This is a genomic window from Mesorhizobium sp. CA7 (genome assembly GCF_020165015.1).
Classification (GTDB): Bacteria; Pseudomonadota; Alphaproteobacteria; order Rhizobiales; family Rhizobiaceae; genus Mesorhizobium.
In genome coordinates, this window is the sequence record NZ_JAIUHH010000006.1 from 122,332 (window position 1) to 138,834 (window position 16,503).

18 protein-coding genes are annotated in these 16,503 nt (G+C 63.8%); 6 read left to right on the forward strand and 12 right to left on the reverse strand.

Features of this window, described 5'->3' with window-relative positions; genetic code table 11:
• Window positions 1–6: 6 nt before the first annotated feature.
• The 4 genes from LB552_RS14545 to LB552_RS14560 all read right to left on the reverse strand — a co-directional run bounded on the left by LB552_RS14545 (window position 7) and on the right by LB552_RS14560 (window position 4,090).
• Window positions 7–1,470, reverse strand: a complete 1,464-nt coding sequence (locus tag LB552_RS14545) for a RimK family protein (RefSeq protein ID WP_224607494.1) — start codon at window positions 1,468–1,470, stop codon at window positions 7–9.
• 4 nt (window positions 1,471–1,474) lie between these two features.
• The gene (locus LB552_RS14550; RefSeq protein WP_224607497.1) at window positions 1,475–2,572 is read right to left on the reverse strand and encodes a GNAT family N-acetyltransferase/peptidase C39 family protein; all 1,098 of its coding nucleotides are present in this window, start codon (window positions 2,570–2,572) and stop codon (window positions 1,475–1,477) included.
• Between the two features lie 208 nt (window positions 2,573–2,780).
• Window positions 2,781–3,575 carry an anti-sigma factor family protein gene (locus LB552_RS14555; protein WP_224607500.1) on the reverse strand — a complete coding sequence of 265 codons (795 nt, stop codon included), beginning with the start codon at window positions 3,573–3,575 and terminating at the stop codon, window positions 2,781–2,783.
• Window positions 3,572–4,090: an RNA polymerase sigma factor gene (locus LB552_RS14560; RefSeq protein ID WP_040984221.1), complete on the reverse strand. Its 519-nt coding sequence runs from the start codon at window positions 4,088–4,090 to the stop codon at window positions 3,572–3,574. Before LB552_RS14560 ends, LB552_RS14555 begins: the two co-directional genes overlap by 4 nt.
• Before the next feature lie 210 nt (window positions 4,091–4,300).
• On the opposite strand from LB552_RS14560, the gene LB552_RS14565 reads away from it, so the two are divergent.
• On the forward strand, window positions 4,301–4,552 hold the full coding sequence (locus tag LB552_RS14565) for a prevent-host-death protein (protein ID WP_224544134.1): 252 nt from the start codon (window positions 4,301–4,303) through the stop codon (window positions 4,550–4,552).
• Window positions 4,553–4,605: 53 nt separating this feature from the next.
• On the forward strand, window positions 4,606–4,929 hold the full coding sequence (locus tag LB552_RS14570; protein ID WP_224607503.1) for a hypothetical protein: 324 nt from the start codon (window positions 4,606–4,608) through the stop codon (window positions 4,927–4,929).
• A 28-nt stretch (window positions 4,930–4,957) separates the two neighbouring features.
• Here the strand turns inward: LB552_RS14570 and LB552_RS14575 are convergent, their stop codons facing one another.
• Entirely contained in the window at window positions 4,958–7,729 is a 2,772-nt protein-coding gene (locus LB552_RS14575; protein ID WP_224607505.1) for a DUF2339 domain-containing protein, read from the reverse strand.
• Window positions 7,730–8,078: 349 nt separating this feature from the next.
• Between LB552_RS14575 and LB552_RS14580 the strand changes: the two genes are divergently transcribed.
• Window positions 8,079–8,543, forward strand: a complete 465-nt coding sequence (locus tag LB552_RS14580) for an NUDIX domain-containing protein (protein ID WP_224607508.1) — start codon at window positions 8,079–8,081, stop codon at window positions 8,541–8,543.
• Between the two features lie 12 nt (window positions 8,544–8,555).
• Here LB552_RS14580 and recO read toward each other — a convergent pair whose 3' ends face one another.
• Window positions 8,556–9,314 carry a DNA repair protein RecO gene (gene recO, locus LB552_RS14585; RefSeq protein WP_224607511.1) on the reverse strand — a complete coding sequence of 253 codons (759 nt, stop codon included), beginning with the start codon at window positions 9,312–9,314 and terminating at the stop codon, window positions 8,556–8,558.
• A 252-nt stretch (window positions 9,315–9,566) separates the two neighbouring features.
• Between recO and LB552_RS14590 the strand changes: the two genes are divergently transcribed.
• On the forward strand, window positions 9,567–10,370 hold the full coding sequence (locus tag LB552_RS14590) for a CPBP family intramembrane glutamic endopeptidase (protein ID WP_224607513.1): 804 nt from the start codon (window positions 9,567–9,569) through the stop codon (window positions 10,368–10,370).
• 206 nt (window positions 10,371–10,576) lie between these two features.
• Window positions 10,577–11,017, forward strand: coding sequence for a VOC family protein (locus LB552_RS14595; RefSeq protein WP_224607515.1), 441 nt, complete (start codon window positions 10,577–10,579; stop codon window positions 11,015–11,017).
• A 39-nt stretch (window positions 11,018–11,056) separates the two neighbouring features.
• On the opposite strand, the gene LB552_RS14600 is transcribed toward LB552_RS14595, so the two are convergent.
• Window positions 11,057–11,947, reverse strand: a complete 891-nt coding sequence (locus LB552_RS14600) for an aminoglycoside phosphotransferase family protein (protein ID WP_224607519.1) — start codon at window positions 11,945–11,947, stop codon at window positions 11,057–11,059.
• Window positions 11,948–12,082: 135 nt separating this feature from the next.
• Between LB552_RS14600 and LB552_RS14605 the strand changes: the two genes are divergently transcribed.
• Window positions 12,083–12,892, forward strand: coding sequence for a hypothetical protein (locus tag LB552_RS14605; protein WP_224607523.1), 810 nt, complete (start codon window positions 12,083–12,085; stop codon window positions 12,890–12,892).
• 34 nt (window positions 12,893–12,926) lie between these two features.
• On the opposite strand, the gene era is transcribed toward LB552_RS14605, so the two are convergent.
• The 5 genes from era to LB552_RS14630 form a co-directional block, all read right to left on the reverse strand.
• Window positions 12,927–13,859, reverse strand: a complete 933-nt coding sequence (gene era, locus LB552_RS14610) for a GTPase Era (protein ID WP_224607525.1) — start codon at window positions 13,857–13,859, stop codon at window positions 12,927–12,929.
• Window positions 13,844–14,560, reverse strand: a complete 717-nt coding sequence (rnc, locus tag LB552_RS14615; protein ID WP_224607529.1) for a ribonuclease III — start codon at window positions 14,558–14,560, stop codon at window positions 13,844–13,846. Before rnc ends, era begins: the two co-directional genes overlap by 16 nt.
• Before the next feature lie 4 nt (window positions 14,561–14,564).
• The gene (gene lepB, locus LB552_RS14620) at window positions 14,565–15,314 is read right to left on the reverse strand and encodes a signal peptidase I (protein WP_095766934.1); all 750 of its coding nucleotides are present in this window, start codon (window positions 15,312–15,314) and stop codon (window positions 14,565–14,567) included.
• 79 nt (window positions 15,315–15,393) lie between these two features.
• Complete coding sequence (gene acpS / locus LB552_RS14625) at window positions 15,394–15,807, reverse strand: holo-ACP synthase (protein ID WP_224607533.1); 414 nt, start codon at window positions 15,805–15,807, stop codon at window positions 15,394–15,396.
• Window positions 15,804–16,391 carry a DUF2062 domain-containing protein gene (locus tag LB552_RS14630; protein ID WP_224605241.1) on the reverse strand — a complete coding sequence of 196 codons (588 nt, stop codon included), beginning with the start codon at window positions 16,389–16,391 and terminating at the stop codon, window positions 15,804–15,806. Before LB552_RS14630 ends, acpS begins: the two co-directional genes overlap by 4 nt.
• Window positions 16,392–16,503: the final 112 nt, after the last annotated feature.

Below are 16,503 nucleotides of genomic sequence, written 5' to 3' on the forward strand. Positions count from 1 at the left end.
CCGCCGCTACTTCTCCGGCCTTTCCAGGCGCTCCAGGAACCACTGCGTCAGCCGCACCCAGAGCTCGTCCTTCTCACCCGAATCCTCCCAGCCATGGTCGAGGTTGGGATTGTCGTTGACCTCGATGACGAAGACGCCGTCCTTGGTCTCCTTGAGGTCGACGCCGTAGAGCCCGTCGCCGATGCATTTTGCCGCCCGCACCGCCGTCTCGACGACATGCGGCGGCGTCTGCTTAAGTGTGAATGTCTTGATACCGCCCTGGTCGGGTTTGCCGCTGGCCTTGTGGTTGACGATCTGCCAGTGCTTTTTCGCCATCAGATAATGCACGGCAAACAGCGGTTGGCCGCCGAGCACGCCGACGCGCCAGTCATACTCGGTGGGGATGAATTTCTGCGCGATCAAGAGATCGGAATCGTCCAGCCATTCGGTCGCGAGCTTGGTCAGCTCGGCCATGTTCTCGCATTTCTTGACGCCGCGCGAGAAAGACGAATCCGGGATCTTCAGCACCAGCGGAAAACCCAGTGTCTGCGCCGCCAACTCGAAGTCGGACGTGCCGGCGATCATCACCGTCGGCGGCACCGGCACCTTGTTGTAGGTCATCAGCTCGTTGAGATAGACCTTGTTGGTGCAGCGGATCATCGACAGCGGATCGTCGATCACCGGCATGCCTTCCTGCTGGGCGCGGCGCGCGAAGCGGTAGGTGTGGTTGGAGATGGCCGTGGTCTCGCGGATAAACAGCGCGTCGTAGTTAGCGAGTTTGGCGAGGTCCTTCCTGGTGATCGGCTCGACCTCGACGCCCATCTTCTCGGCGATTCTCGCCCAATAGCGCAGCGAGGAAATCTCCGACGGCGGCAGTTCCTCATGCGGGTCGACCAGCGTCGCGAACGTGTAGCGCGCCGGCGTGCGGCCCTTGGTGTCGCGCCATTCGCGGTTGGTGTAGGTGTCCAGGCATTGCAGGAAGAACTCTTCCTCATCCTCGGACATGCGGGCAAGCGGCAGGAAGCCGATCTTGCGGATCGAGGCCCATTCGGCGCTGTCCTTGATGTGGACCTCGAGCGCCGGCGCGCGGAACCAGTCGAACAACAGCTTGGCGAAACGATCCCATACTTTCGACGGACCGATGCCGAAGAAGATCGCTACCTTGGCCGGAAAAATCCCGCCGAGATCCTTGCGGCATTTGTTCAGGGCGAGCTCGAGCTCCGGCAGCGCGTGCTCGTAGAGCTTGCGCTCCGAAAGGTCGATCATGGTCTCGACGGTCGGGATCACCCTGTGGCCGCGCGAGCCCGCGAGAAGCGAGGCGTAGTAGCCGCGGCTCTGGTAGCCGTAATTGTTCGACAGGTTGATCACCTTCGGCCGCTGGCCGCGGAACAGCGCCGGATGCGCGAGATAGTCGCGGTTGGTGATGATCTTGTGGGGTGTGGCCACCTGATCGAGATCGTTCTGCCTGCCTGTCAGGATAACCCAGGTCATTGTCTCAGCGTTTTCCCAGAGTGATGGCGGCGCGCAAACCGTCGCGGCCGAACTGCGCCATATTCATGAAGATGTCGTAGGGCACCGGAATGTTCGCGGCATCGAGGATCGTTTCCTGCCTTTCATCCTCGACCCAGGGATCGTGGATCAGGATATGGTCGCCATCGTCGCCGATGGCCAGCACCCAATGCGGCACCTTCTTGCCGAACATCAGGAAGCCGCTGATCAGGACCACAACCAGCTTGCCCTCGGCAAGGGCGTCACGGATGTCGCCGATGCCGAACGGACGGTAATTGACAGGGATACCGTAGAGTTCGGCGCGACGACGGAAATCGACCTGGGCAAGCTCCATCACCCGGCGCTTGTCCACGCTCCTCACCGACTGGAGGAACAACGCGCCGTAAAAGGAGACGAATATCTCGGCCGCAAGTCCGCTCTCGTAGCCGGCGACCGCCAGGCCGAAAGGCTCGCAGCCGCCAGGGCCGGACATCATGAAGACAGTGGTCGCCTCGCGCCACAGGCGGATTTCCATGACCGGATCAGGCACGAAGCCAGGATCGAAATTGGCCATCGCCATCATCAGGCAGCAAGGGCCGCACGTGAACTCGCAGGTCTGCTGGTAGAACGGCACCCTGGTCGCGGTCGGGGTGTCGCCGCGCAGCGTCTTTTCGTAGCGCAGCGCCGTGGCGCCATCCTCGTAATATTCGGGCTCGCGGCCCAGTTTTCGATAGCCGGCCTGCTCGTAGATACGAATGGCGCGATCGTTGTCCTCGCGCACTTCGAGGCGCAGCAACAGCCGGTCGTGCTCGAAGGCCGCGTCCTCGGCGGCCGCCAGCAGAAGGCGGCCGATACCGAGCCGACCGAAGAATGGGCCGACGGCAATGGAATAGAGCCGCGCCACTCCGCTGCCCTTGCGAAACAGCACCACCGCATAGCCCGCGACACGGCCCTCATTCTCAGCGACCAGCATCTCGGCGGTTTCGCGTTCGATGAACTGGCGGAAGGAGCGGCGCGAGAGCCTGTCGCCCGGAAACACCGCCTTCTCGATGGCGGCGAGGTCATCGACGTCTGACGCACGGGCCTTGCGGATCTCGGCAGGCATGCGGGCTTGGGAGAACCTCGATTGGATTAAAGAAAACGGCCCCGGTGGATGCGTCGCGAACACCGGCCGAACCGCCAGTATTCATCAAGCGCTATCGCTCCTTGATTAGGGCTGAATTGTGACAGTTTCCGCCCCGGCTGGAAAGGGCAAAGCGTTTGGACAGGATTGCCGTTCAAAGGGCTGCCGACCGCCGAAAAAGGCAGCCGGTTCAGCTCGATATGCCTGCCACAAGCTGGCCATAAGCGGTTTTTGCGACATCCGACAGCCGCTCCGGCGGCAACGAGCCGACGACGGCGCAAGCATAGCCTTTATCCAGCCAGTAGACCGCCTCCGGTCCGCCCCCCTCGGCAGTATAGGTGCCCTTGGACGTCGCCGACGATTCGGCGGTGACGAAGAGCGAGATGCGCTCGCCCTTGCCGTCTTCGTAGAGCAGCATCGCCGCCTTGCCCTGGCCGCCGGCCGGCAGCAGCCGCCCACCGACCAGTTGGAAGCCCTCGGCCGCCAGGTCGGGCGCAACCAGCTTCAGCCCGACTCGGTTCGACAGCCAGGTCTGGAGATGGTCCTTGTCGCTTGCCGGGACCTCGACGGCATGGCGCTTCTCGGCGGCGTACAGGACATGGGCGGCGATCGCCTGCTCGGCGAGTTGGTCGTCGCCGTCGTCGCCGCGGCTGACGCTGTCGATGCCGGCGACATAGCCGCCGAGGCCGCCCACAGCGAGCACAACGGCGGCTGCGGCCGAGAGCCACCAGCGCGAGCGCCAGGGCGATGCTTTTGCAGGCGCCTCGCCAAGCACGACCTGCCGCAGCCTTGCCGGCACCGGCTCTTCCATCACGCCGGCCAGGGCGGCGCGCATGGCGGCGCGGTCGGCGATGTAGCGCGCGGACTTTGCCTTCATCTCGGGATTGGCTTCGAGCCAGGCGTCGTAAGCCATGCGCTCCTCGCCCGGCAGTTCGCCGTCGAGGGCCATATGGATATCGCGTTCGGAAAAATCGCTGCGGGTCATTTTTCGACGATCCTTATCGAGCGGCGGCGCGATGTGTCGTCGAGCAATCCTCGCAATTCCTCCCGGCCGCGCGCGATGCGCGACATCAGCGTGCCGGCCGGCACGCCAAGGATGTTGGCGGCCTCGGCATAGGAAAAGCCCTCGATGGCGACCATCACCAAGGCCGCGCGGCGATCGGGGCTGATCGCCTGCAAGGCATCCATGATCTCGCGCGAGGCGATGGTCTCGACCTGATCGGCGGGCGCGGCTTGGGCTTCACCGGCTTCGAGAGGCAGCATCGCCGCCTCGCCGCGCCGGTTGACCTTGCGCATCTGGTCGATGAACAAGTGATGCATGATCGTAAACAGCCACCTCCGGGGGCTCTCTCCAGTCTGCCAGTTGTCGAGCCGCACGAGCGCCCGCTCCAGGCAATCCTGGACCAGGTCGTCGGCGGAATCGCGCTCGCGCAGCAGCGAGCGCGCATAGCGCCGCAACCGCGGTATTTCGCTCAGGATCGCTGCCTTCTTGTCGTCCATGACCGCTTGTTTCGAGGTCGCTTTCCATCCGGATAGAACGCGCCTTCGCGGCGCGGTGCAAGCAGTCAGCGCGAAGCGGCCCAACCGCTGCGGTTACCCAAGCGCATGAATAACGCCGGCGGAGGGCGGTTTATTCCCGGCCCAAATCGCATAGGACCACTATTTAGTACGTAAAATAGGTATACTGGGTATATTACGCATGAGGCGCCGATGAAACAATTCACCTTTTCAGACATGAACCGCGCATCGGGCGAGATCCTCGAAACGGCGATGATCGAGCCTGTAGCTCTTACGAAACGCGGTAAAGAGAAGCTGATCATCCTTTCAGCCAGACAATACTGGCAACTCGTTGGCTCGTCTGATGCCGCCGCTTGTACGATCGAGAACGCGCCTGACGCGATCCACAACGAGCTGATGTCGGGTTTGGAAGCCATCACAGCCGACGATGGGTCGGATGTTTAAGCCGGGCGATCTGCTCAGGTATTACTATCTGTGGGCGCGGCAGGCCGACGCTGGTGAAGAATCCGGCCGCAAGGCGCGTCCTGTCTGCATCGTGGTCAGAACTCCGACTACACCGGCAGCGCTGTTCCTGTTCCCGCTTACGTCGCAGCAACCCGACGCATATTGCAGTCAGTGAGATCGAGTGTCGGAGGGGCGGCTTCGATTTTCCGTCATGGCTGATCCTCGACCAGTACAACCGGGTGCGGACCGACGAAGCTTACGACCTCGTCACGGTGAAACCCATCGGTTCTTTCAGTCCAGCATTCGTTCGAAAGATTGCTGGCCTCATCAAAGAGGCAGCCGACCAGCGCGGGCTGCGCGGGATCGTTCGAAAATAGCCGCAACGACCCAAGGAGCTCCAGCCTCTCACGCTTCCCTCGCCGCCCTTGTCAGCAGCCGCTGATAGAACAGCCCTATCCCGATCAGCACGGCACCCAGACCGATGAAGGACAGCGCGCGCAGCACGCCTTCGAGTTCCGACATGTCGAAGAGGAAGACTTTCAGCACCGCAACCGCGATCAGAGCCGCCGACGCGATGCGCAATACCTGCGATTTCAGCCGGACGCCGGCGGTAAGCAGCGCGACGCCGATGACCAGCCAGAGCGCGGAGTAGGTATAAGTCTCGAGCTGGCCGAGCCCGCTCCACAAGGCGATGAACTCGCCCTTGAACAGGCGGCGCACCGAGAGCGTGGCATAGGCGAAGGCAAGCAGCGCGGCGATCAGCGCCAGCATCGCCGCATACCATCGCGGGCGCTTGTCGCGGACATAGAGCGCCAGCGCGCCGGCGGCGATGGCCGGCAGCAGGTAGGCGAGGAACAACAGGTTGAAGACCGGGATCGTACCGGTCGACTCATCCGTCAGCAGCGGGTTCAGCACGACGAAATGCTGAACCGCGATCAAGCCTGCCGAGACCACGCCGGCAACCATCGAGCCATAGCGCAGAACCGAGCTCGGCGAGCGCATGTCGATGGCGACCAGTATGGCGCCGGCGCCGAGCGCGATCAACGTGTAGATCGCCTGTTCGGCAAGAGTGACGGTGCCGGTGTCGATGACGCCGCCATGCATGGCATGGCGCACCAGCATGGCAATGGTGAGCAGCGCGAACAGGGCCGACGCGGCTTCCATGGCAAGGCGCGGCCGGCCATTGGTGGTGCGGGCGAGTTGCCAGGCGGCGAAACCGAAGGCCAAAGCAGGCACGCCATAGCCCGGCAGCAGCCAGTTCAAGACCGGCGTCCTGGCGAGAGACGCCGCGCCGACGATGGTCGGATCGAAGGCGACGCGGCCGAGCACGGCGACCGCCGCGCCCACCGCGATCCAGCCCAGCACGGGGTAGGTGCGCCAGCGCGTTGCCAGCGCCGGGACGACAGCGGCGGCGCCGAGCAGCAGGGTCGTCCAGCCGGAGCCGAAGGCCATGTGCAGCATCAGCAGGCCGGCGACGCCGGCGCCGCCGAGCGCGAATGACACGGCCGGGCCGCCGCTGAGCGGCGGCTCCTCGGCGCGCGCGATCCATTCGCCGCCGGCGGCAAAGGCGAGCGCCAGCAACAGGGCCGGCAGCGCATAGCCGAGATCGCGGTCGATATCGCCGAAGGTCAGCCACAGCGCCAGAAGCACCACCAGCGGCGCAATGACGCCCCAGCCCGCCCAGCAGGCTGCGCGCAATGGAGCGGCGGCGGCGAAGCGGCGTGCCGCCCAGAAACCGGCGGCGAGGAAGATCATGCCGAGCGCGACGCCGATGCGGAAAGTCAGGGTGTCGGACGACGCCAAAGGCTGAGCGTCGAGCCCGACATCGAGCGCATCCGCCCCGATCGTGGCGGGCGGGATGATACCCAGATAGATCATCACGGTCGCGATGCCGGCGGCAAAGACGAGCGGAAGCGCGCGCGGCCGGTAGAGCGCCGCCGCGACCAGCGCGGCCAGCAGGATCGCGCCGTGCAAGGCATCGCCGGCGCTGGCAAAGGCCGGATCGACGGAGAGGCCGAGCGCGCTCAAGGCGATGAAGAAGCCGGGCACGATCGAAGGCCAGTCGAAGCCGCGCGCCGTATCGTCGCGGCCAGTAACCAAGAAAGGGCCGAGCCAGACGAAAGCCAGCACGGCGAGCGTCGCCAGGCTGATGAACAGGACGGCGGCGAGGTTCACCTCCGGCGCGTCGACCATGTAAAGAATGGTCCAGACGCCGGCGCCGGCGAAGGCCGCGGCCACCAGCGCCTTCCAGTCGCGGATGCGGGCGATTGCCGCCGTGGCGGCAAGCACGATCGCGAGATAGACGAACAAGGCCCAGGGATTGGGTGCTTCCGAGGCGACCAGCGCCGGCGTGACCATGGCGCCGACGAGGCCGATGCCCGCCAACGCCAGGCCATGCAGGAGCGAAGCGCCAATGGTCGCGACGCCGATGACGCCAAGCAGCGCGAAGGCCGTCGCCGGACCGATGAAGCCATAAATGGCGTGCGCCGCGTAGACCGTGCCGAACAGGATGAAGGCGCCCGCCCCGGTCAGAATCGCGGGGATGTAGGCGCCGGCGGCGCCCTGCACCGGCACCCTGAAGCCGGTGCGGCGGATGAATTCGGCGCCGGCAATCAGCACCAGGCCGAGGATGCCGGCCATGGCGAGGCGCACGCCAGGGCCGAAAATGCCGGCCTCGATGGTGTAGCGGATCAGGAACAGGCCGCCCAGCGCCAGCGCGATGCCGCCGACCCAGACTGCCCAGCGCGTGCCCAGCGCTGTTTCGACATCGGTTTGGCGCGCCGCCTTGGGGGACACCCCGGCCGCAGGCGCCTCGGTCACGGTGGCGGATTGCGCCGGTTCGGCGGGTTGCGCCGGTGCGGCGGATTGCACCGGGGCCGCCTTGCCCTTCGTCCAGGGTCCGGCCTCGCCCTCGGCGGTCTCGGGCGTCGCGACGACCTCCTCGGCCACGGTCGCGCCATCCGCCAACGGCGCAGCAGGCGCCGCGGCTGCCTTGGCCTTCTCGGCAAGACCGTCCTGCGCGGCCGCCGCGTTGGGCGCCAATAGCGAAGCTCCAGGCTGCACAAGGCCGCGCAGCATACCGAGCTCGCGCTCGATCAGCGCAATGCGGTTCTGCTGTCGTGACACGATGACGAAAAGAGCTATGACGGCGGCAATGGCGATCAGGCTGAAAAACATGGCGGTTTCCCTCAAAACCAGACCGGTCGTGGCCAAAGAATGCGGCAATGAGACGGCTGGTGCAAATCAGCGTCTTGCCGGCTAAAGGCGCCTCGCGCCGAAACGGAATCAGGCGACGCCCCTTTAGTCACTGTTTTGGTGCATGTCGTTCTCCCAAAACCACTGCGCATTTTTGGGCGGCATGCACTGGCAAGATCGAGCATGTTTCGTCGCCGATTGCCAGCAACTTGCCGGTTTATCCAATGTCGGGCCGCCGAGGCGCCGGCATTGCCGGCGAGATTACGTGACCTCTGCCGCGGAATACTCATGCTATTCTCGCGCGGGCGAAGCAAATGCCGCGAGGTGACGGATGCCGCAAAAAAGCGCTGGCCTGCTGATCCACAGGCGCACCGCCGGTGTGTTCGAATTCCTGCTCGTCCACCCGGGCGGGCCGTTCTGGGCAAGAAAGGATGAAGGCGCGTGGACCATCCCGAAAGGACTGATCGGCGATAACGAGGATGAGCTCGAGGCCGCCAAGCGGGAAGCCGAAGAAGAGCTCGGCGTCACCGTCGACGGCGATTTCCGGCCGCTCGGCAGCTACAAGCAGCCGGGCGGGAAGATCGTCATCGCATGGAGCGTCGAAGCGGACATCGATGCGGATGCCGTCAGGAGCAATATGTTCACGATGGAGTGGCCGCCAAAATCGGGGACCATGAAAGCGTTTCCTGAAGTCGACAAGGCCGGCTGGTTTTCGCTGCCCGAAGCCGGCGTCAAAATTCTCAAGGGCCAACGCCCCATGCTCGACGATTTCCTGGAGCGACGTGGAGCCGAATAGGCGGCTGCCTCGCTATCCTGCCTCGCCCGCCATCGCCCTCACCGCGGCATGATGCCGGCGCAGCGCCGCGAGGAAGCCGGCGCGGGCGTCGGGCGGCTCGAGGCCTCGTGGCTCGTAGACGTGACGGGTGAAGAAGAAGCCGCTCAGCCGGAAGGCGTCTTCCAGTGCTGCCGCATCGGCGCGCAGGCCGGAGCCGCGCTGCAGGAAGGCGGGCAGCGCCAGCATCTTGTCGTGCCAAGGCGCGCCGGCGCTGCGCGAGACGGCGCGCCCGGATTTCGGCGAGACATAGGCGAGATCCTGCCTGGTGCCGGTCGCCGCGCATTGGCTGAGATCGAGGCCGAAGCCCAGTTCATCGAGGATAAGCAGCTCGAAGCGCGCCACCAGCTCTCCCGCCGCGTCGGCATCATCGAGATGCGAGATCATTACGGCAAGCGCCTCGTAGAGCCCGCCATGAGCGTCGCGCTCGGGCAGGAGCCTCAGATGCGCGGCCATGGTCTGCAGGCCGTAGACGGCGACGGCGCTGTCCATCAGCCGCGCGGCGTTCATCTCGATCGCTTCGGCCTGGAAGATGCCGAGATGCTCGTCGAGCCGCGCCCGCCACAGAAGATCGACGCGGTTGCCGGGCTGCAGCACCGGCTGCTGCTTGCGCGAGCGCCCTCCCCGCACTAGGCCGAGATGGCGGCCATGGGCACGCGTCATCACCTCGAGGATGGCGCTGGTTTCGCCATGCTTGCGAGTGCCGAGAACGATTCCCTCGTCGCGCCATTCCATGGCGGGAGCTTTTCACCTGTTGGGTGGCGAAATCAAGGTTGACACGGCTAAAGCGGCGAGGATGCTGCCAGCTCCAAATATCGGAATTTTCTCAGAAAGCATTCGGGATTCTCGGGCCGCGCGAATGTCAAATGCAGACGCGTTGACCGGGTGGCCAGCGCAGACCGCCGAACGTAACGGCCGGCCTTTTCCCGAAATGTCGACCTCGCGGGCAGGCGACTTTCGCAACCATTGCCCGATGCGAGATCCGACATGAGCTCCTTCCTGAACCTGGTGTGGAGACACCGGTTGACCTTCTTCTTTGCGCTGGCGCTAGGCTTGACGTGGCTGGCGTTCATCCCCTTCTATCTGTCGCATGGCGAGAGCATTCCCTGGTTTACTTTCGGACCGGCCGTTTCCGGCTTCATCGTGGCGGCACTTGTCGGTGGCTGGAGCGCGGTCAAGGCGATCCTGACCTCGATGGTGAAATGGCGCGTCCGCCCGATCTGGTATCTGGCGGCGTTCGGCCTGCCGTTCGGGGCGCAGCTTGCCTCGATCCTGATCAATCCGCTGTTCGGCTCGGTGCAGCCCGCCTGGGGCAATATCCCCGCCGTCTCCGAAATGCTGCCGATGATCGCGCTCTACGCCGTTTTCAGCGGTCCACTGGGCGAGGAACCCGGCTGGCGCGGCTTTGCGGCACCGCGCCTGCTTACCTGCCGCTCGGCGCTCGCCAGCAGCCTGATCCTTGGCGTGATATGGGCCGTCTGGCATTTCCCGCTCGGCCTAGTCGGCGACCTCAGCCTCTACGGCACGATCAATGTCGTGCTGGCCGCTATCGTCTTCACCTGGCTCTACCAGAACACCGGCAGTGTGCTGCTTGCCATCCTGATGCATGTCACGCACCAGAACAGCGTGCGCTTCCTCGGCAAGGTGTTCGTCGAAGGCGACTATGTGCAGCAGCAATGGATCGCTGTAGCGATCTGGGCGATGATCACGGTCGCGATTGTTGCGTATTACGGCACGGAGAGCTTCGTGCGCCGGCCGGCGGCACGGCTTGTGGTTGCCACAACAGCATAGGCGCCAACGGATTGCGGCGCCCGCAACAGGGCAGGCCGCCGTTTCGGACCACCGAGCATTCTTGTCCTGCCGCTATGTCCGGAACCGGAGAGGACGGCCTGTGTTTATGATGATGGCGCCGCTGTCGCGCAAACCGCCAACCGTACGAGCAGTTGCGGCAGAGAGCACCAACGAGCCCAGCGATGACGATAAGGCCTCTTCGTTACTTGAACGCAGTCGTTCCGCACATCTATGTCCAAGGCGCGGCCAAGGCCGTGGCCTTCTATGCCAAGGCGTTCGGTGCCGAAGAAGTGTTGCGCATCACGGCACCGGATGGGCGGATCGTCCATAGCGAGCTCACCATCTGCAATGCAACGGTGATGCTCGGCGATCCCACCAGCCGGATCTATGATGAGCCACGGCATCTCGGAGCATGCACGGCGGGCCTGCATCTGATGGTGGATGACAATGCAGCGGTTCTGGCTCGCGCGGTGGCTGCAGGTTGCGAGCAAGTCCAGCCTCCAACGGACACGTTTTACGGCGCGAACTCAGCCAGCGTGCGCGACCCGTTCGGCCATGTCTGGGTGCTGCTGACATGGAAGGAAGACCTATCGCCGGCCGAAATGGAGCGCCGCGGCAAGGCCGCCTTGGGTGGCGAGAATCCTTGAGCATGACCCGAAGAGTTGTGGACACTTCAGAGATGGCGATCACGTCCAGCGTTCGTAATCGGCAAGCACCTCGTCGATCACGTTGCGCTGCCTTTCGGCCTCGGCCTGGTTGGCGTCGTGGCCGGCGACGGTGATCAGCGCCTTCCACAGCGCCCAGCCGCGGCCGCGCGCCCAGGTGGCGTCGTCGATGTCGATGCGGGTGCGAAACGCCTCGCGGCTTTCGCCTTCGAAGAATGTCCAGCTTATAGCAAGATCGCAGGACGGGTCGCCGACGCCGGAGGTGCCGAAATCGATGACGGCGCTCAAGCTGCCGTCCTCGACCAGAAGATTGCCCGAGGCGACATCGCCGTGGAACCAGACCGGCGAGCCATGTGAGGTGGCGGCGAGTGCCGCGTCCCACACGGCGGTTGCGGCTCGCGTGTCGATCCGGCCTTCGAGCACGGCGATGGCTTGCCTCGCCTCGCCGTCATAGACGCTCAGCGATCCACCGCGATGGAAATTGTGCTGACCAGGCGCAGGCCCAGCGGCCGGATCGATGCCCCTCAATGCGACAAGGAAATCGGCGAGCGCCACGGCAAACGCGCGGAGATCGGCGATGCGTGCGCTCCGTGCCGTCTCGCCCTCGATCCAGCGATAGACGGACCAATGCCAGGGATACCCCGCCGCCGGCTCGCCCATGGCGAGCGGCGTTGGAATGGGCAGCGGCAAATGACGGGCGAGTTTCGGCAGCCAGCGATGCTCCTTCTCGACCTGCAGCGAATGGGCGGCAGCGCTCGGCAGCCTGACCGTCATGTCGTCGCCGAGATGGAAGGTGCGATTGTCCCAGCCGCCGAACTCGACCGGGCTGACCGGCAGATGCCGCCATTCGGGAAATTGCGCGTCGACCAGCCGGCGCACGAGACGGGTGTCGATATCTACTTTGCTATCCATCTCGATCGAAAAGACTCAGAATATGGGACAAAAGCTCGCTGCATGTCAGAATTTTAACTGAAACCGCCAATTCGCGCTCAAATGCCACAACACCCATGCTATGTTACATTCTTTCTAGTGAAGGGCTTACTCGATTTGCATCCGCTCGTTTTAATATTCGTCGTTATACCGTTCGGCGCAATGTGGCTGTGTCTGTTCGGACTGTTGATAACAGGAATTGTCCTGACTAAGCGCGATAATAAATCTGGCCGTTGGATCATCTTTATCGTCCTTGCACTTATGTCAGTCATCGTCTTCAGGCCAGAGTGGGACGACGTTCTCCGGACCATTCGCTCGCATAAAATCGCGTCATTGAACGCTGAAAAGCTCACGTCGCCTCCGCCCTATCATCTCACAGTATTCAATGCTCCGCTGGATGAGTCGGCCCTTCTTGCGCTTGCGGAATCGGGGCTGTTCGACATCACGACATCCGATCAGACGAATCCAACAAAATTCAGCAAAAGAGTCGTCGTCGAGGCGTCTGACAAATGCATGACGCACCGCACCGGCTTTGTTCGGTTTATCGCAGCAACCGGCTTCAGGCGCTGCGGTCGCCTCGTCTCCCAGCCCGGTACCCTTCCACCAAGGCATCTGGTCTTGTGGGTCGATCGAGCTCCTCTTCTGCAGCGATCGCGGTGGGGTGATCGGCAAAGAGCAATTCAATTGTCCGAGCAAACTGAAGCCGGCATGCGTTTGCTCGCTTACTGCGAAACCAATTCCCCCCTCCAGCGTGGGCTCTTTGACCGTCTAGTGATCGCGTTTCGCCGCACAATGAGTGATTGCCGGAATCCGGTGACACAAGATACGTATGCTATGTTTCATCCCGACTTGGTCACCTTTGTCTTGAAAGGCGTGGGGATCAATCCTGCCAATATTGCCATTGGCGACCAAGCTATCGGTCAATGAGAAGCCTAATCTGGCAACGGAATCCGTCCATGCATTAGTGGGGAAACTCCAGCCCCATCTCGCGGTAGCGCTCGGGGTCGTCGCCCCAATTCTCGCGCACCTTCACGAACAGGAAGAGGTGCACTTTCTGCTCCAGAATGGCAGCGATCTCCATCCGCGCGGCTTGCCCGATGGCGCGGATCGTCTCGCCCTTGTGGCCGAGCACGATCTTCTTCTGGCTGTCGCGCTCGACATAGATGACCTGCTCGATGCGCACCGAGCCGTCCTTCTTCTCTTCCCATTTCTCGGTCTCGATATGCGAGGAATAGGGAAGTTCCTGATGCAGCCTCAGATAAAGTTTTTCGCGCGTGATCTCGGCCGCGAGTTGGCGCATCGGCAGGTCGGAGATCTGGTCCTCCGGATAGTACCAGGGACCGGCCGGAAGCGTCTCGGCGAGATAATCGAGCAGGTCCTTGCAGCCGGAGCCGGTCAGCGCGGAGACCATGAAAGTGCGCTTGAAGGGCACGCGTTCGTTCGCGGTCGCGGCCAAGGCGAGAAGCGTTTCCGGCTTGACGCGGTCGACCTTGTTGAGAACCAGAAGCATCGGCTGCCTGACGTCCTTCAGCCGGTCGAGGATGGCGTCGGCATCGCCCCTGATGCCGCGCTCGGCGTCGATCAGCAGCACGACGATATCGGCATCCTTGGCGCCGCCCCAGGCGGTGGTCACCATCGCCGTGTCCAGCCGCCGCTTCGGCTTGAAGATGCCCGGCGTGTCGACGAAGACGATCTGCGCGTTGTCATGCGTGGCAATGCCGCGCACGATGGCGCGGGTGGTCTGCACCTTGTGGGTGACGATCGACACCTTGGCGCCGACGAGCTGGTTGACCAGCGTCGACTTGCCGGCATTGGGCGCGCCGATCAGCGCTACGAAACCGGAGCGCGTCGCGGGGGCTTGAGTGATTTCCGTTTCTGTCATGCCGCGCTCCATACGCCTTCGCGCAGCAAAAGAGTAGCCGCCGCGGCCTGCTCGGCCTCGCGCTTGGAGCGGCCGCTGCCGACGGCGGGCGCGAAAGAGCCGACTTTTACGCTGACCGTGAACACCGGGTCGTGGTCCGGTCCGTCACGGCCGTCGATGTGGTAGGCCGGCACGGCGCCGGCGGCCGCCTGATGCGCCCATTCCTGCAATTCGGTCTTGGCGTCGCGCCGCGCAGCGCCCATCGCCTGCGAGCGCGGCTGCCAGTAGCGGTGGATGAACGCGCGCGCCGCGTCGATCCCGCCGTCGAGATAGAGCACGGCGATCAGCGATTCCAGCGCATCGGCGCGCAGATTGGTGCGCTTGCGGCCCTCGAGATTGCGCACATCGGAACCGGCGCGCACCAATTCCGGCAGGCCGATCTGTTCGGAGATTTCCGACAGCGCCTCGGCATTGACCAGCGCGTTAAGGCGCAGCGAAAGCTCGCCTTCGGCGGCATCGGGAAAGGAGGCGAGCAGCATGTCGGCCACGACGAGGCCGAGAACACGGTCACCCAGGAATTCGAACCGCTCATAGTCGACGCCGGCATGGGTCGAACGGGCGCTGGCATGGGTCAGCGCCCGCTGCAGGCGCTGGCGGTCGGCGAAGACATGGCCGGTGCGCTCGACAAGCGCTTCGGCAAGGGCATCGGCGGTCAAACGCTTTCTGGCCGCCATCGCTCTAGTGGACGAAATGGAACAGGCGCCCGGCGCGCATCAACGACGGCCACTTCCAGATCTCGAGCGGGCTCGCCTTGCCGGCGATCGAGAAGAAGATGAGGTTGGCGCGGCCGACAAGGTTCTCGGCCGGCACATAGCCGACGGCAAAGCGGCTGTCGGAGGAATTGTCGCGATTGTCGCCCATCATGAAATAGTGCCCGGGCGGCACGACGAATTCGCGCGTGTTGTCGCCGATCGAATCGGAATTGATGTCGAGCGTGTCGTAGCTGACGCCGTTCGGCAGCGTTTCGCGGTAGACATCGATCGGCCGGTTTTCCTCGGTGACATCGGGATTGTCGATCTGGCCGGTCTTCACGCGAGGCACGCCGACGTCATTGATGAAAAGCTGGCCGTCCTTCACCTGGATCTTGTCGCCGGGCAGGCCGACGACGCGCTTGATGTAATCGACCGAGGGATCCGGCGGGAACTTGAACACCACCACGTCGCCGCGCTTGGGCTCGGAACCCCAGATGCGACCCGAGAAGAGATCGGGACCGAAGGGCAACGAGTAGCGCGAATAGCCATAGGCCCATTTGGTGACGAAGAGATAATCGCCTTCGAGCAGCGTCGGCCGCATCGAGCCGGACGGAATGGAGAAAGGCTGGAAGAGCAGCGTGCGGATGACGAGCGCGAGCAGCAGAGCCTGGATGATGACGGAAAAGGTCTCACCAAGCCCGCCGGATTTCTTCTGCGATTTTTCAGCCACGCTCATGTCGTCCTCGATTGTGCGATGTTGGTATAGAGTCTCGGCGGGCGCTGGGCAACGTCATGCCGCTCGTGGTCAGATGGAATCAATGTGGCGCTTGTTCGGCGGGCACCGCCTCGATGATCACAAAGGCTTGAGCAAGCGGGAAATCGTCGGTGATGGTGAGATGGATGAGGGCGCGGTGGCCTTTCGGCAGGATTTTCTCCAGCCTTGCCGCGGCGCCGCCGGTCAGCGCCATGGTCGGCGCGCCGCTCGGCAGGTTGACCACGCCCATGTCGCGCCAGAACACGCCCTCGGCCATGCCGGTACCCAACGCCTTGGCGCAGGCTTCCTTGGCGGCGAAGCGCTTGGCATAGGAAGCCGCGCGGGCGGCACGCTTTTCCGACTTGGCCTGCTCGACCTCGGTATAGATGCGCTGGACGAAGCGCTGGCCGTGCCGCTCCAGCGATTTCGCGATACGTCTGATGTCGATCAGGTCGCTGCCGATGCCGATGATCATTCCGCCGGCACTTCCCGTCGGCCCTGCCGCGCCTTCTTCTCGGCACGCTCGGCCATGCGCTTCCGGCGCTGCTCGCGAAACACCGTCATGCCCCAGCGGGTGATGGCATAGAACACGAGCCCGAAGACCAGGCCGAGCGGCACCGCGCCGATCAGCATCGGCTCCAGAATGGGGTGCCAGAGCTTGGCGAAGGAAAGCTTGTGCATCATTTCGCCCAGATGCTCGGGCGGGCCGTGCTTCGGCAGATGCTCATGCAGCAGCAGCTTGCCGGTTTCCCAGGACGCGCCCCACAAAAGCGGGAAGGTCAGCGGATTGCCGAAGAACACCGCGCCGAGCGCTGCCGCGACGAGATTGCCGGCGATGATCCAGCACAGCACGGCGGCGATGATGAAGTGGAAGCCAAGCGGGAAGAAGGACGCGAAAACGCCCGCGGCGACGCCGGCGGCGACGGAATGCGGCGTCGCCTTCAGCCGCAGGATGCGTTTGGAGAAATACTGCACGGAACGCGAGAACGAGCGGCGCGGCCAAAGATAAGTACGCACCTGTTCCAGGAAGCCATCAGGCTCTCGGCGTCGAAAAAGCACTCTGTTCCAGTTCCCGGTCCAATACGCGCTGCCCCTACCCACCGGGTCGCGCAAACACATCTTGCGCTTCGAGGGCGCAGAAAGGCAACAAGCTTTGATATAGCGACGACCG